The sequence below is a fragment of the Thalassospira lohafexi genome (assembly GCF_002844275.1).
GTDB classification, from domain to species: Bacteria; Pseudomonadota; Alphaproteobacteria; order Rhodospirillales; family Thalassospiraceae; genus Thalassospira; species Thalassospira lohafexi.
The window spans coordinates 210,190-225,082 of record NZ_NXGX01000007.1 but is presented as its reverse complement, the minus strand read 5'-3'; the positions used below and the strand labels follow the sequence as shown (position 1 = coordinate 225,082).

Sequence of the window (14,893 nt, the reverse complement as noted above, 5' to 3'; positions counted from 1 at the left end):
GCCCTGATCGAGCAGCTTGCGGAACATTTCAACGCCGGTAACGATGGTTTTAACGGTATCTTTAACGCCGACGATTTCAATCTCTTCGCCAACTTTAACGATACCGGTTTCAACACGACCGGTCACAACCGTACCACGACCCGAAATCGAGAACACGTCCTCGATCGGCATCAGGAACGGACGATCCTTCGGACGTTCCGGAGCAGGAATGTACTCATCAACAGCTGCCATCAGTTCGAGGATAGCATTCTTGCCGATTTCGTCATTCTTGCCTTCCAATGCAGCAAGAGCCGAGCCCTTGATGATCGGAATGTCGTCGCCCGGGAAGTCGTAGGACGACAGAAGCTCACGGATTTCCATTTCGACGAGCTCAAGGAGCTCTTCGTCATCGACCTGGTCAACTTTGTTCATGAAGACAACAAGTGCCGGGACACCAACCTGACGCGCAAGCAGGATGTGCTCACGGGTCTGCGGCATCGGGCCGTCTGCTGCCGAAACAACAAGAATACCACCGTCCATCTGTGCCGCACCGGTGATCATGTTTTTCACATAATCGGCGTGGCCCGGGCAATCGACGTGGGCATAGTGACGGTTTGCAGTTTCATATTCGACGTGCGCGGTCGAGATCGTGATACCACGAGCTTTCTCTTCCGGTGCTTTGTCGATCATGCTGTAATCCTGGAACGATGCGCCGCCGCTCTCTGCGAGAACTTTGGTGATCGCTGCGGTCAGCGTGGTTTTGCCGTGGTCAACGTGGCCGATGGTGCCGATGTTGACGTGCGGTTTTGTGCGCGCAAATTTTTCCTTGGCCATAGCCCTCAGATCCTATATCCGAACCAAAAAACAAGTAAAACCCACCGCACGAGCCGACGGGTACATTCTAAAATTGGAGCGGGTGAAGGGAATCGAACCCTCGTCGTAAGCTTGGAAGGCTTCTGCTCTACCATTGAGCTACACCCGCATATTTCTAGTGCGAGCCCTCGCGAGGGCGAGAGTTATGGTGGAGGGGGCAGGATTCGAACCTGCGTAGACTAAGTCGGCGGAGTTACAGTCCGCTGCATTTGACCGCTCTGCCACCCCTCCATCAGGGTCGTAACGCCATCCGGGTCACCCCGGCCTCGTTGCGGCGAGGGAGGGAATACGGCGGAGGCCCCTGTGTTGTCAACAGCAAAAAAAACACGAAATCGTATTTCCTTTCCTATATGTTCCCCAAGCTTTGCTCCTTGAGCGAAACAAAGTGCATTCAGTTCCTTACGGCCCGGAGGTTTCCGCCATTATGTCGCGACGCAACAAACCACGTTCAGGAAATCGTCATCAAGATGACGTCGGGCAGGATAACCTCCCGCAAAACGACGAAAACCGCGAAGGCAATTCGCGTCGCGGACGAAAACGCGGCCGCGATAGCGCCCCGTCAGGCGGAAATTCACGCCTGATTCTCTTTGGGCGTCATCCGGTTATGATGGCAATTGCCAATCCGCAGCGCACGATTCACAAAATCTGGGCCACCGAAACGGTCCGCGATGAAATTAATGCCGCTTTGGCCGATGCCGAACGCACCGACATCCCAGTAGATTCGGCCGGTCGCACCGATCTTGATGAAATGATGCCACCGGGCACCGTTCATCAGGGCATGGCCATGCATTGTGCCCCCCTGCCCCAGCTGTCGATCGAAGAATTCATCGCCGATCATCGGGATTCGGAACAATGCACCGTCATTGTGCTTGATCAGGTCACAGATCCCCACAACGTCGGTGCGATCCTGCGCAGTGCCGCGGCCTTTGGCGCATCTGCCGTCATTGTCCCCGACCGCCATGCTCCGCTTGAAACCGGTGTCTTGGCCAAATCGGCCAGTGGTGCGCTTGAAACCATTCCCTACATTCATGCGGGCAACCTCAATCAGACGATTGATAAGCTTAAAAATGCGCATTTCTGGCTGGCCGGGATGGATGGCTATGCCGAAAAGACACTTGCCGAGGCCGATCTCAAAGGTCGGGTGGGAATCGTCATGGGGTCCGAAGGCGAAGGCCTGCGTCGCCTGACCCGCGAGAATTGCGATTTTCTGGTCAAACTTCCGATGTCTGACCGCATCGAAAGCCTCAATGTGTCAAATGCGGCTGCGGTTGCGCTCTACGAGCTTTACCGCAAGTAGGAATGATGCGAATCTAAGGGGTGAGTCAAAGATGCAAAATTCTGCTAATCACCCTCTTGCATTCAGGAACGGTCCGGACTATGTTTCGCGCCGCCTGAGCCGGCATAGCTTTAATTGGTAGAGCAGCGGATTTGTAATTCGAAGGTTGGGAGTTCGAGTCTCTCTGCCGGCACCACTAAAAAGAAAACCCCGCACGCCTTTTGGCTGCGGGGTTTTCTTTTATAAACTTCAGCCTGCCCGACAACAAATGACACTGCGATGCCAAACTCAATGTGTTTAGCGGACTGCAATTTCCAATTTCAAAATGAAAATACCGAAAAGTATGATAAAGTCATACGATTGATGATTGGAGATACATCATGGGCACAAACAATACGATTGAACGCATGACCGTTACGGTGACGCAGGAAATGGCGCATACAATGCGCTCTGCAATGCGTGAAGGCGGCTACGCTTCGAGCAGCGAAATCATCCGTGAAGCCCTGCGCGATTGGCAGCATAAACGCAAACTCAAACAGAGCGAGCTTGATGCCCTGCGCGCAGATATCGCCGTTGCAGACCAAGACATCGCAGAAGATCGCGTAAGCAGCTTTAATGCTGAAACGATCCTCCAGAGAGGACAGGAAAAATTAAACGTCCGCTCCCGCTCTTAATTACCGAGACGGCTCAGAACGATCTTGCCGATATCTGGGCATTTATCGCCGAGGACAATCATGACGCGGCAACCCGCCTGATCCATGAGATTGGCGAACGGTTTGATCCCCTTTGTCAGAATCCGGAAATGGGCCCCAAACGCGACGAACTGTCGCCCGGCCTTCGCGTTTGCATCCATAGAAATTACGCCATCTACTACCGCATAATACCATCCGGGTTGGTCATTTTGCGTGTGCTGCATGGTGCGCGCGATACCACGGCACAGTTTGATCCGAAATAGGCGCGCCAATCTGTCCGTCAGCCAACGAAAATGGATTTATATCGGTATAAACATAACAGTCCCGCAAGATCGCGAAACCTTGCGGGACTGTTATCTGGAAAAGGCACTACTTAGCCGTCCCGGCGCGAAGACGCATAGCGCTCCGAGTCTTCGTAATAGGCATCAAACCCAATGCGTTTGCGTAAATCAGCCCAATCCATCAATTTGTCGTCGCGTGGAACGCCTGCTTTCATGGATTGGAGGGTTTCGACCATCGCCTTCATGGCTGCCGCCATCAGCGACAATGGATAGGCCGCAATCTGATAGCCGATCTCTTTAAGCTCATCAGGTGACAGATCGGGGGTCTCCCCGCCCTCGACGATGTTGGCCATCTTGGGCCCCGATAATTCGGCACAGACGGTGCGCATTTCCGCGACAGATTTGGGGGCTTCGACAAACAGGATATCGGCCCCAAGTTCCTTGAACTTGGCCGCCCGATCAATTGCCTCAGTCAGGCCGTGCTGATGGCGGGCGTCGGTGCGCGCCAGGATCAGGATATCGGCCCCCGCTTCGCGCGCATCCACCGCGGCCTTGATGCGGTCAAACGCCTCATCCCGACCGACAACTTCCTTGCCCTTGGTATGGCCACAGCGTTTGGGGGCTAGCTGATCTTCGATCATCACCGCCGCACAGCCCGCCTTGGCAAAGCCTGTCACAGTACGGCGAACATTCATCGCATTACCGTATCCGGTGTCGCCATCGCCAATCAGGGGTATGGAAATGGCATCGGTGATGTTGCGCGCCTGATCAAGCACTTCGCCATATGACATCAGCCCAAGATCAGGTTCCCCGATCCGGGCCGCTGACGTCGCAAAGCCTGACATAAACGTCAAACCAAAGCCTTCCTGTTCAATCAGCTTGGCCGAAAGCGCGTCAAAGCAGCACGGCATGGTAATCAGATCCCCCGTCGCCAGAAGATCACGGAGTTTGTCGGCAGGCGTCACAATTTTGGTCATACGCATCACAGTTTAAACGGAATATACAAGGCAAGATCATGCCAGACGTAAAGGATCGCGGCCGTTAAGAACATCAGCAGCAAGAACGGTAAAACCCCGCGTGCCACCTCGCCCAATCGGGTTTTGGCAACCGACTGAATGACATAAAGGTTCAACCCCACCGGCGGGGTAATCAGCGCACATTCAACCATGATCACCATGTAAACCCCAAACCACACCGGATCAAAACCAAGGGCCAAGGCCGCAGGCAACAAGACCGGCGTCATGATCAGGACCATGGACAGGGCTTCAAACACCAGCCCCATGATCAACAGCACCACCGTCACCACAAGGATAAAGCCAAGCTGGGTATCGATCCCCTGACTGATCATCACAGAGATGTCTTGGGGGATGCGATACAGCGTGATGGCTTTGCCAAATACCTTGGCCCCGGCAATGATCAGAATGATGGCGACCGTGGTGGCCATCGAGTCAAAGATTGCCAGTTTCAATTTTTCCCACGTCAGAACCCGCATCGCAGCCGTAATGGTCAGTGCGGCGGCAAACCCGATGGCCGCGGCCTCGGTCGGGGTAAAGGCCCCGGAATAAATTCCGCCAATAATCAAAACAGCAAGCAGAACAGACGGCAATGCCTTGAAGGTTGCGCGTTTGCGTTCAGCCCAATCACGTTTGGGTTCGCGTTCCTGTCCACCCAACCGGGCATAGACCATCGAAAAGATGATAAACAGCACCAAAAGCGCAATGCCCGGCCCAATCCCGGCCAAAAACAGTGCAATTACCGATTCTTCGGTGACAAAGCCGTAAATGATCATCGGGATCGATGGCGGGATCAAAATACCAAGCGTACCGCCTGCGGCCAGCAGGCCATAGACAAACCGCTTGTTGTAGCCGCGATTGATCATTTCGGGGATGGCAACCGTGCCAATGGTCGCAGCCGTTGCCACCGATGATCCCGAAATCGCGGCAAACACCCCGCAGGACAGGATGGTCGCCACCGCCAAGCCCCCGGGCCAATGGCCGACCCACGCACTCACCGCGGCAAAAAGGTCATTGCCGACCCCGGCACGCAACAGCGTATTGGACATCAGTAAAAACAGCGGCACCGCCAACAGGATAAACCCGTCCAGCGTTGATAAAATCGCCTGTGGCGCCATCAAGGGCGAAAACCCGCCAAGGATCAACATGCCAAGCCCAAGCCCCCCAAGGGCAAAGGCGACCGGCACACGAATAAGCAACAAGGCGAACATCGCCGCCAAGGTAAAGACGATGGTCATTCGTGCGCCCCTTTCGGAATTTCCTTGCCCCGCAAAAGGCCGACAATTTCAATCACGGCCTGAACGGCCAAAAGCGCAAATCCGATGGCCACCGGAAGTTCAGCAACCCACGACGGCAGATCAAGCATCGTGCCCGTCGTGCGCCCGCGTTCAAAGCTTTCAAAAAAGATGTCCCAGCCCTTGATCGTCACCATGACAGAAAACGCAAGGATCGCCGTCATCGCAATAACTTCAAGCCCGCGCTGAACCAACGGTGGACACAGCCGGGTGATCGCATCGACCGAAATATGGCGACGTGCGGCCAGGGCCCAGGGCATGCCCATCAAGGATCCCCAGATCAGGCAAAGTTGCGAAAGCTCGGCGGCCCAGATTGTGGGACGGATAAAGAAATACCGGGCAATGACTTCGTAGGTCAGCATGCAGCCCGCTGCAACAAACAGAAGGGCCGCAACCCACGCCAGCAAAAGCATCAATCGATCAAACATCATTTAAATAATGCCGTTCTGCGATGACAGCCTTCTGGGGCGTATCACAAGAACGGTTTGCTCCTGATCACGAAAAATACAAAAAATCACCACCGCGCGCGGTGCCGGGACAAAGCAGAACGGTGGCGTGGCCCCCGCAAGAGATGACATTAAGATTATAGAACCCCATCCGGTCAGAAAACCGACCGGATGGGGTTCTGAATGTATCGAGGCGTTCCGAAAACAGTTCCTAGAATTTTTCAGCAGCGTCAAAGACCTGCTTGCCAAGATCACCGGCATCTTCAAGGAACGCATCATATACCGGCTGGGAAACCGCGCGCCATTTGGCGAGTTCCGCGTCAGTCGGACGATAAACCGTCATGCCTGCTTCTTCGGCCGCACTGTAAGCAGCGGCTTCAATGTCGCTCATACGGTCGCGAACATCTGCCTCGGCATTCATCGCTGCGGCATTGATGATGTCGCGCTGTTCATCGCTAAGCCCATTCCAGAAATCGGTATTAACCACAACAATGAACTCGATATCGGCATGGTTGGTCACGGTGATATTGTCCATGACTTCCCAAAGCTGACGGGATTTGACGCCCGACACCCCGGTCATCCCAACGTCAACAGTGCCACGCTGATAGGCAATATACTGCTCGGAGCCCGAAACAAGCGTCGGCGCACCGCCCGCAGACGTTACAAAATCACCAAGCGTTTTGCCAAAGACACGGACTTTCTTGCCTTCAAGGTCTTCCGGACCATGCAGCGGTTCATCCTTGGACAGCATGATCGCCCCGCCGTACGCCTGCCACCACAAAACGGTCGCACCGGTATCGGCAATTGCCTCATCAAGCGGACCGCGCACCGGCGATCCTTTGGCAACGGCCTTACGGACCTTTTCCTCGGAATCAAACACAAATGGCTGATAGAAAATATCAACTGCAGGAACATCACCGACATAACGGGTCAGTGACGCAACGCCCATTTCAATCGCACCCGAGCCAACAGCAGCGGGAACTTCTTTGTCTTTATAAAGCTGGGCTGAATCGTAAATCTGAACTTCGATGTCACCGTTTGATTTTTCCTCGACCTCTTGTTTGAACATCAAAAGGTTCTGGCCAAGGTGGCTTTTCATCGGCAACTGCAAGGAGATGCGCAAGGTCAGGTCAGCGGCCTGAACCGCACCGGCAAAGCCAACAGACGCAATCAGCGCTGCGGCAAGGGCAAATTTCTTCATGATGGACGTCCTCCAAGTACTTTTATTTTAATTCTGTCGTCTCAAAGGAAAAGATGCGCCCATTTCGCGATAGGGTTCAACATGTTTTACCACGTTAAGGACATCCCCCAACAAACCCTTAGTGCGCCGCACAAGGCTTTGAACTCGCATGACAAAACGAAATTGTAGCCAAACCCGCCTCACATCGCGGCAGCGCAACACGACAATTGTCACTCACATGCCGGTCTGGATGGCAAATACTGGCATGCAAGAACGCCCGTTCTGAATACACTCTTCAGGAATCGCGTGATAAGCGTTGCGAAACCAAGGGGCTACATTCAAACCCGCTTAAACATAACCGTGGTTGCACTAAGGTGATCCGAAAAAGGATCACGGGCATAATCGGGGATCACCCCTGCGCACTGAAATCCAAGCGACAGATACAAAGTTTCCGCACTGTCACCCGTACGGGTATCAAGGGTCAGTAACGACCGCCCCATGTCCTGAGCACAATCTTCCGCCGCCATCATCAACAACCGGGCAATTCCGCGCCGACGGCAATCGGGTCGCACCATCAATTTACTGATGTCACCGCGATGGCGCTGATTTGGCATGGTATCAATATCAAGCTGCACCGTGCCCACCACACGCCCCTGATCCATTGCGGCAAACAATATCCGCTTCCCGCCACGAAGGGCCGGAACAATCCGTTCGCGCCAAAATGCAACCGCCTCCTCGACCGGGAACGGGTCGATAAAGCCGATGCTGGCCCCGTCATGGACACAGGCATGAAGCATCTCGCCAAATTGGTCGATCCGCGCGGTCAGGCCGTCGGCGTCAAGGTTGATTATCGTGGGGGCAGGTAAGGATGGGTTCATGATGGATTCTTTTCTGTGATCTAGGGTCAGGACCTAGTCGATAATGAACAGGTGATAGCGCGCACCCGCGTTTTTCGGGGTTTGAAACACGTTGCCACCGCGCAACTGATAGCGCAGGCAATCCCCCTGCCCCAGATGGTGGGTTGTGCCATCAATCTGCATGGACAGTTGCCCATCAAGCATCACCAGATGATGTTCCAGCCCGTCGCGCGGCGATCCGCCATATTCAATGCGTTGCCCCGGATCGATTTCGACTTCAATCACCTCACCCGAAAGCAATCGTGACGTCGGCGACACCAGTCGGCGACGATATCCAGTTTCCGGGTCGGTCCAGACTTCCTGCGATGCACGGGCAATCAGTGGGGTGAAATCATCCTCGACCATCTGCATCAGACGCGACAATGTCATGCCATATGCCACACACAGTTTGCCCAGCACACTGGCCGTCGGGCTGACATCGCCATTTTCAATCCGTGACAGGCTGGCACGGCTGACCGCACTGCGCTTTGCCAAGTCATCAAGCGACCACCCACGATCAGACCGCAACGCTGCCAACCGGTCGGCCAGTCTTGTTTCAATTTCGTCCATATCGCCCCTCGAGTCTCTTTAATGGGATATTTTTCCATTTTAGAGAAATCGTCAAGATAGAAAAACCGGCCATCACGCATGAGGCCGGTTTGAATAGCCAATTCGAATAGATCGTCCCTGACAAATGTCGATCAAACGCCCGTCGGGTTATTTGCCACCTTCAAGATCAAACCCACCGCGGGTCCAGCTTTGAATGCCGCCCTTAAGGTTGATCACCTTGCAATCAACATGCGGCAACACCGCATTGGCCGCGCCAAAGGATCGTTGCCCCACCGCACAGACAAACACAAGATCGGTGTCGTTTTCATCGGTCAGATCAATCAGGGCCGGGATATCAAAATTCGATGTTGGAATATTGATCGCCGTTTCGATGTGACCGGTGGCGAATTCGTCGGCTTCGCGGACATCAATCACCGTGACCGTTTCCTGCCCGATCAACTGATCAAGTTCATGGGGCTCTACAAATTCAACACTACCTTCGGTCATTCCGGCTTCCTTAATTCTTGCGCGTGCCCGGCGTTTAAAGCCGACTGCCTGTGATACCGTCTCAGGCCAACTTTGCGCAAATGCAAAATATTTTATCCCCGCACGACTTTTCCTGAGCCTAGGGCAACCGCCAAACCGGCTCACTCACACGTGATCGGATAGGCGGAAATTCCGTCGATAATACTTATGTCTTGCCTTGCGGATGGATACGCAACTTCCCACGTTTGAAGAGTAGGCTTTTGCACCGATGAAAATCGGGGGCGGAAATCAGGGTCGCACGACGGATGACCGCCAAGGCATTTTTAAAGTCGACTAATCGGTCGCTGCAACAGGGCCAAATATCGCAACCATTGGCTGCAAATACAGATACCCGCGATGGAAATACTGTAAAACTTCAATTCTTGTTAAGTCCCGGCGAATTCCGCCATTCATTAACCAGAACGTCAATATTTTCTTTTAATATATTTACGGTCCGACAAACTCATCAAGACGAGCTTTGCCGACGTACATAGACTAAGGCGGCCCAAAACGGGTCTGCCGCACCGCAAAAAAATTCAGGAACGACAGGAAACGCACATTTTGACACGCATGAGATAACGTTTGAAAGGAGACCGCGCCATGGCTGAAGGCAAGGATATCTTCGAGCTGTATGCGGAAGGCTATGACGGAAAACAAGAAACCGAACTAACCATTCGCGATTACCTCAATTTATGTCGTGAAGACCCAACAGCTTATGCGTCCGCCGCAGAACGCATGATTACCGCCATCGGTGACCCCGAACTGATCGATACATCGACAGATCCCCGACTGGCCCGCGTCTTCCTCAACCGCACCATCAAACGGTATCCGGCCTTTGTCGATTTTTACGGCATGGAAGAAACCATCGAACGTATCGTTGGCTTCTTTAAATATGCCGCACAGGGTCTGGAAGAACGCAAACAGGTTCTCTATCTGCTTGGTCCGGTAGGCGGGGGCAAAAGCTCCCTTGCTGAACGGCTCAAAGAACTGATGGAACAGGAACCGATTTATGTTCTCAAGGCGGGCGATGATATCAGCCCGGTTTTCGAAAGCCCGCTTGGCCTGTTTAATCCCGCCAAAATGGGTGACGCCATTCAGGACAAATACGGCATTCCCAAACGCCGCCTCACCGGCTTGATGTCGCCATGGGCGGTCAAACGCCTTGACGAGTTCGAAGGCGACCTTAGTAAATTCTCGGTCGTTAAACTGATCCCGTCTCGCTTGCGCCAGATCGGCATTGCCAAAACCGAACCCGGCGATGAAAACAATCAGGATATCTCGTCGCTTGTCGGTAAGGTCGATATCCGCAAACTTGAATATTACAGCCAGAACGACCCGGATGCCTACAGCTACTCCGGCGGGCTGAACCGGGCCAACCAGGGGCTTCTTGAATTTGTCGAAATGTTCAAGGCCCCGATCAAGATGCTCCATCCGTTGCTGACGGCAACGCAGGAAAGCAACTATATCGGCACCGAAAACTTGGGCGCCATCCCGTTTCAGGGCTTGATCCTTGCCCACTCGAACGAGTCAGAATGGCAAACATTTAAGGCCAACAAAAACAACGAAGCCTTCATCGATCGTATCAGCGTGATCAAGGTGCCCTATTGCCTGCGCGTCACCGAAGAAACCCAGATTTACGACAAGCTGCTTGAAGGATCGGAGCTTGAACAGGGCGCCTGTGCACCGGGCACGCTGAAAATGCTGGCGCAATTCTCGGTCCTGTCGCGCCTGCATGAACATGAAAACTCCAACCTGTATTCCAAAATGCGGGTCTATGACGGCGAAACGCTCAAAGACGTCGATCCCAAGGCCAAATCCATGCAGGAATACCGCGATACCGCTGGTGTTGACGAAGGCATGGACGGTATTTCAACCCGCTTTGCCTTTAAGGTGCTTTCGGAAACCTTCAACCATGACACCAACGAAGTTGCCGCCGATCCGGTGCATCTGATGTATGTGATGGAACAGGCAATCCGGCGCGAACAATACCCCGAAGAACGCGAAAAGGATTATATGGACTTCATCAAATCCGAACTGGCCCCGCGCTATGCCGAATTTATCGGGGCGGAAATCCAGAAGGCCTATCTCGAAAGCTATTCCGATTACGGGCAGAACCTGTTTGATCGTTATGTGTCGTATGCCGATGCATGGATCGAAGATCAGGACTTCAAGGACCCCGATACCGGGCAGTTGCTGGATCGCAAGATCATTGATCAGGAACTCTCAAAGATCGAGAAACCGGCTGGCATCGCCAATCCAAAGGACTTCCGTAACGAGGTCGTCAAATTTGCCCTGCGCACACGTGCCAATAACAAGGGCAAAAACCCGGCATGGACGTCCTATGAAAAACTGCGCGAAGTGATCGAAAAACGCATGTTTAGTCAGGTCGAAGACCTCTTGCCGGTGATTTCTTTTGGCTCGAAACAAGACAGCGAAACCGAAAAGAAACACAACGAGTTCGTCAAACGCATGATTGATCGATCCTATACCGAACGTCAGACCCGCCGTCTGGTCGAATGGTACATGCGTGTCAATAAGGCCGGTTAAGCCAAAACGTGGCTTACCGACCGCACCGGACGGTTTTCCCCTTGTCCGTCCGGTGCCCTTCTTCCGACCACCATGGATGCAGTCTGTTTGCTGTTTCCTGTGTGTGCCTTAAGCGGGCAAAAGCCCCCGCACACAACGCACATGACCCCGTGCAAGGATGTTACCGCCCATGCTTTACATCGTCGACCGCCGTAAAAATCCCACTGGCAAAAGCCTTGGCAACCGGCAACGCTTCATGCGCCGTGCAAAGGCCCAAATCAAAAAGGCCGTCGAAGAATCCATTCGCACCCGTGGCATTACCGACATCAACAACGGCGATCAGGTGATCATTCCGGGCAAGACGCTCAAAGAACCGGGATTTCATCATGCACGCCGAGGCGGCAACCGTGATTACGTTCTGCCGGGCAACAAGAAATTTGTTCAGGGCGACCGCGTCGCACGCCCCAACGAAGACGGTGGCGGCGCCGGTGGGTCAAAGGCAAGCCCGGACGGGGATGGCGAGGATGAATTTCAATTCACGCTCACCCGTGACGAGTTTCTCGATATCTTCTTTGAAGACCTCGAACTGCCTGATCTTTTGAAAAAAAGCCTCAAACAAACCACGGCATTTCGAAATGCGCGTGCCGGTTTTTCCGTGCAGGGCACCCCGGCCAATTTAAGTTTGGTGCGCACCATGCGCAATTCACTGGCCCGGCGCATTGGCTTGCGCCGCCCCAAAACCGATGAAATCCGCGACCTCGAAGACCAAATCACCGCCCTTCAGGAAAAGGCCGATAAACGCCCGTCGGGCAAATTGACCAAACCTGATGATGAAAAGCTCCATGCGCTTTTGGCTGATCTGGAAAACGCCAAACGCCGCATGAAGTCGATCCCGTTCATTGATCCGATCGACACCCGCTATAACCAGTTTCAACAAATTCCCGATCCGAATACTCAGGCCGTAATGTTCTGCCTTATGGATGTGTCGGGATCGATGTCCGAACAGATGAAAGAACTGGGCAAACGGTTCTTCATGCTGCTGCATTTGTTTTTGCATCGCCGCTACGAACATGTCGATGTGGTGTTTATCCGCCATACATCGCGCGCATCCGAGGTGGATGAGGAAACCTTTTTCTATTCGCGCGAAACCGGTGGCACAATTGTCTCCACCGCGCTTGAAGAAATGAAAAAGGTGCTCAAAGACCGCTATCCCACCGATCAGTGGAACATCTATGCCGCGCAAGCCTCCGATGGCGACAACTATTCAAATGACGGCGCAAAATGCACCGCCCTTCTGGCCGAAGACCTCCTGCCCAAATGCCAGTATTACGCCTATATCGAAATCACGGATGAGCGAGAGGCCGAAATCTTTGCCGCAGCCGAGGGGGAAACCGCCCTTTGGAAGTCCTATGCCCCACTTGCGGCCGTCAATCCCCGGTTTTCGCTTAAACGGGTGACCAAGGCTGCGGATATCTTTCCGGTATTTCGCGAACTCTTTGCCAAAAACCGCGCTGAGGCCAAGACATGAGCACATCATCGCACAGCAACACCACCACCGCCCCCGAAACGTCCGAACCGGCCAGCAAGCTTTTGTTCAACGGGGCGGATTGGGATTTTGATACGCTCAAAAACACCTATGACGCGATTGAAGACATCGCCCTGAATGAGCTGAAACTTGATGTCTATGCCAATCAGGTCGAGGTCATCACATCCGAACAGATGCTGGATGCCTATTCATCGATTGGCATGCCGCTCATGTATCACCACTGGTCGTTTGGCAAACGCTTCGTGCGCGATGATGTGATGTATCGCAAAGGCTATCAGGGGCTGGCCTATGAAATCGTGATCAACTCCAACCCGTGCATTTCCTACGTGATGGAGGAAAACACCATCGTCATGCAGGCACTGGTGATGGCCCATGCCGCCTTTGGTCATAATCACTTTTTCAAAAACAACTATCTGTTCAAACAATGGACCGATGCGGATGGCATTCTTGATTACCTGCAATTTGCCAAACGCTATATCGCCAAGTGCGAGGATCGCTATGGCTTTGATGCGGTTGAACGCGTCCTTGATGCCGCGCACGCCCTGATGGAACAGGGGGTTAACCGCTATTCCCACCCGGAAAAGCCCAATCTGGCGGTTGAGCTTGAACGCGAACGCGAACGCGCGAAATACGAAGACGAAACCTATAACGATCTGTGGCGCACTCTGCCCCAGACCGACACCGACGATCAGGACATTGACGAGATCCAACGCAAAATGCGGATCGAAGAACGCCGGGCGCAATTTGGCCTGCCCGAAGAAAACCTTCTGTACTTCCTGGAAAAAAACGCGCCTGCCATGCAGTTGTGGGAACGTGAAATCCTGCGCATCGTGCGCAATATCGGACAGTATTTCTATCCGCAAAAACAAACCAAAGTGATGAACGAAGGCTGTGCCTGTTACGTCCACTATTCCATCATGAACAGCCTCTATGACAAGGGACTGGTGTCCGAAGGGGCGATGATGGAATTCATCGATTCCCATTCACGGGTGGTTTTTCAGGCCGAATTTGATGACCAACGCTATTCGGGGTTCAACCCCTATGCACTGGGTTTTGCCATGATGCAGGACATCCACCGCATGTGCGTTGATCCCACCGACGAAGACCGCAAATGGTTCCCCGATATCGCGGGCAATAATGAACCGGTCGAAACACTCAAAGACGCCTGGGCCAATTACCGCGACGAAAGCTTCATCTTGCAGTTTCTGTCGCCCAAGGTCATGCGCGATATGCGTATGTTCATGATTGATGATCAAAGTGCATCGCCCCATCTTGAAGTCGCCGCCATCCATGATGATAACGGCTATCGCCGAGTGCGTCGGTCACTGGCACGCATGCATGATGTTTCGGTGCGTGAACCTGACATGCAGATCGTCGACGTTGATATTCGCGGCAACCGCCAACTGTATGTCCAGCACACCGAGCATGAAGGCATCCGCCTTGAAAAGGCCGAAGCCGAAATGACGCTGGGCTATATCGGGCAACTTTGGGGATATGGCGTCACGCTTCAGGCCATCGATTACAAAACCGGCGAAATCCTGCATGAAACAAACTACACACCCGATGACCTGAGTGCGGCCTGATCGCCCACCCTGTCCAAGGTGATCTGATTAAAGCCCATTGCATTTGAGGCAACCCAAATCGCGATAACCAACGCGGTCTTATATTTTCTTGCAAGACCGCGGCACGCCCGCACGACATTCTCACGTCCGGGACCGCAATATCCCCCATTGCGCAAATCACCATCTCAAGGTTTACATAAGTCAACTTATTCACTCATTGCGCGTTTCATTTGTGATCGTCGCGCGCTTAGTTA

General features: G+C 53.4%; 14 protein-coding genes and 3 tRNA genes. 7 read left to right on the top strand and 10 right to left on the bottom strand.

The genetic code is table 11. The features are described from left to right. From COO92_RS17855 to COO92_RS17845, 3 genes are all read right to left on the bottom strand, one after another. Nucleotides 1–813: elongation factor Tu (locus COO92_RS17855; protein WP_101304361.1), on the bottom strand; the 813-nt coding region annotated here is incomplete at its 3' end. Nucleotides 814–887: 74 nt separating this feature from the next. After that, a tRNA-Gly gene (locus COO92_RS17850) sits at nucleotides 888–961 on the bottom strand. Between the two features lie 37 nt (nucleotides 962–998). After that, a tRNA-Tyr gene (locus COO92_RS17845) sits at nucleotides 999–1,083 on the bottom strand. Nucleotides 1,084–1,276: 193 nt separating this feature from the next. Between COO92_RS17845 and rlmB the strand changes: the two genes are divergently transcribed. From rlmB to COO92_RS22430, 4 genes are all read left to right on the top strand, one after another. Then, nucleotides 1,277–2,149, top strand: a complete 873-nt coding sequence (gene rlmB / locus COO92_RS17840) for a 23S rRNA (guanosine(2251)-2'-O)-methyltransferase RlmB (protein WP_101304360.1) — start codon at nucleotides 1,277–1,279, stop codon at nucleotides 2,147–2,149. Between the two features lie 98 nt (nucleotides 2,150–2,247). Next, a tRNA-Thr gene (locus tag COO92_RS17835) sits at nucleotides 2,248–2,324 on the top strand. A 184-nt stretch (nucleotides 2,325–2,508) separates the two neighbouring features. After that, entirely contained in the window at nucleotides 2,509–2,802 is a 294-nt protein-coding gene (locus COO92_RS17830) for a ribbon-helix-helix domain-containing protein (protein WP_101304358.1), read from the top strand. Beyond that, nucleotides 2,778–3,083, top strand: a complete 306-nt coding sequence (locus COO92_RS22430; RefSeq protein ID WP_101304356.1) for a type II toxin-antitoxin system RelE/ParE family toxin — start codon at nucleotides 2,778–2,780, stop codon at nucleotides 3,081–3,083. The genes COO92_RS17830 and COO92_RS22430 overlap by 25 nt, the downstream gene beginning before the upstream one ends. 110 nt (nucleotides 3,084–3,193) lie before the next feature. On the opposite strand, the gene COO92_RS17820 is transcribed toward COO92_RS22430, so the two are convergent. The 7 genes from COO92_RS17820 to COO92_RS17790 all read right to left on the bottom strand — a co-directional run bounded on the left by COO92_RS17820 (nucleotide 3,194) and on the right by COO92_RS17790 (nucleotide 8,987). Further along, nucleotides 3,194–4,078, bottom strand: a complete 885-nt coding sequence (locus tag COO92_RS17820) for an isocitrate lyase/PEP mutase family protein (protein ID WP_206186428.1) — start codon at nucleotides 4,076–4,078, stop codon at nucleotides 3,194–3,196. Nucleotides 4,079–4,083: 5 nt separating this feature from the next. Beyond that, nucleotides 4,084–5,352, bottom strand: coding sequence for a TRAP transporter large permease (locus COO92_RS17815; protein WP_101304354.1), 1,269 nt, complete (start codon nucleotides 5,350–5,352; stop codon nucleotides 4,084–4,086). Further along, complete coding sequence (locus COO92_RS17810; RefSeq protein ID WP_022733146.1) at nucleotides 5,349–5,840, bottom strand: TRAP transporter small permease; 492 nt, start codon at nucleotides 5,838–5,840, stop codon at nucleotides 5,349–5,351. Before COO92_RS17810 ends, COO92_RS17815 begins: the two co-directional genes overlap by 4 nt. Nucleotides 5,841–6,066: 226 nt before the next feature. Beyond that, on the bottom strand, nucleotides 6,067–7,056 hold the full coding sequence (locus COO92_RS17805) for a TRAP transporter substrate-binding protein (RefSeq protein ID WP_101304352.1): 990 nt from the start codon (nucleotides 7,054–7,056) through the stop codon (nucleotides 6,067–6,069). Nucleotides 7,057–7,373: 317 nt separating this feature from the next. After that, on the bottom strand, nucleotides 7,374–7,913 hold the full coding sequence (locus COO92_RS17800; RefSeq protein ID WP_101304350.1) for a GNAT family N-acetyltransferase: 540 nt from the start codon (nucleotides 7,911–7,913) through the stop codon (nucleotides 7,374–7,376). 33 nt (nucleotides 7,914–7,946) lie between these two features. After that, nucleotides 7,947–8,501 (bottom strand): helix-turn-helix domain-containing protein, encoded by a 555-nt coding sequence (locus tag COO92_RS17795; RefSeq protein ID WP_101304348.1) that lies wholly within the window; start codon nucleotides 8,499–8,501, stop codon nucleotides 7,947–7,949. A 147-nt stretch (nucleotides 8,502–8,648) separates the two neighbouring features. Beyond that, a complete protein-coding gene (locus COO92_RS17790; RefSeq protein WP_101304346.1) occupies nucleotides 8,649–8,987 on the bottom strand; it encodes a rhodanese-like domain-containing protein in 339 nt (112 codons plus the stop codon). 618 nt (nucleotides 8,988–9,605) lie between these two features. Between COO92_RS17790 and COO92_RS17785 the strand changes: the two genes are divergently transcribed. The 3 genes from COO92_RS17785 to COO92_RS17775 all read left to right on the top strand — a co-directional run bounded on the left by COO92_RS17785 (nucleotide 9,606) and on the right by COO92_RS17775 (nucleotide 14,660). Beyond that, complete coding sequence (locus COO92_RS17785; protein WP_101304344.1) at nucleotides 9,606–11,552, top strand: PrkA family serine protein kinase; 1,947 nt, start codon at nucleotides 9,606–9,608, stop codon at nucleotides 11,550–11,552. Nucleotides 11,553–11,721: 169 nt separating this feature from the next. Next, nucleotides 11,722–13,059 carry a YeaH/YhbH family protein gene (locus COO92_RS17780; RefSeq protein WP_101304342.1) on the top strand — a complete coding sequence of 446 codons (1,338 nt, stop codon included), beginning with the start codon at nucleotides 11,722–11,724 and terminating at the stop codon, nucleotides 13,057–13,059. Continuing rightward, entirely contained in the window at nucleotides 13,056–14,660 is a 1,605-nt protein-coding gene (locus COO92_RS17775) for a SpoVR family protein (RefSeq protein WP_101304340.1), read from the top strand. The genes COO92_RS17780 and COO92_RS17775 overlap by 4 nt, the downstream gene beginning before the upstream one ends. The last annotated feature ends 233 nt before the right edge of the window (nucleotides 14,661–14,893 follow it).

Bases quoted from the DNA above. Each gene is read 5' to 3' on its own strand.
- rlmB (WP_101304360.1), top strand. From the start codon at position 1,277: ATGTCGCGACGCAACAAACCACGTTCAGGAAATCGTCATCAAGATGAC.
- COO92_RS17830 (WP_101304358.1), top strand. From the start codon at position 2,509: ATGGGCACAAACAATACGATTGAACGCATGACCGTTACGGTGACGCAG.
- COO92_RS17820 (WP_206186428.1), bottom strand. From the start codon at position 4,078: ATGACCAAAATTGTGACGCCTGCCGACAAACTCCGTGATCTTCTGGCG.
- COO92_RS17815 (WP_101304354.1), bottom strand. From the start codon at position 5,352: ATGACCATCGTCTTTACCTTGGCGGCGATGTTCGCCTTGTTGCTTATT.
- COO92_RS17810 (WP_022733146.1), bottom strand. From the start codon at position 5,840: ATGATGTTTGATCGATTGATGCTTTTGCTGGCGTGGGTTGCGGCCCTT.
- COO92_RS17805 (WP_101304352.1), bottom strand. From the start codon at position 7,056: ATGAAGAAATTTGCCCTTGCCGCAGCGCTGATTGCGTCTGTTGGCTTT.
- COO92_RS17800 (WP_101304350.1), bottom strand. From the start codon at position 7,913: ATGAACCCATCCTTACCTGCCCCCACGATAATCAACCTTGACGCCGAC.
- COO92_RS17795 (WP_101304348.1), bottom strand. From the start codon at position 8,501: ATGGACGAAATTGAAACAAGACTGGCCGACCGGTTGGCAGCGTTGCGG.
- COO92_RS17790 (WP_101304346.1), bottom strand. From the start codon at position 8,987: ATGACCGAAGGTAGTGTTGAATTTGTAGAGCCCCATGAACTTGATCAG.
- COO92_RS17785 (WP_101304344.1), top strand. From the start codon at position 9,606: ATGGCTGAAGGCAAGGATATCTTCGAGCTGTATGCGGAAGGCTATGAC.
- COO92_RS17780 (WP_101304342.1), top strand. From the start codon at position 11,722: ATGCTTTACATCGTCGACCGCCGTAAAAATCCCACTGGCAAAAGCCTT.
- COO92_RS17775 (WP_101304340.1), top strand. From the start codon at position 13,056: ATGAGCACATCATCGCACAGCAACACCACCACCGCCCCCGAAACGTCC.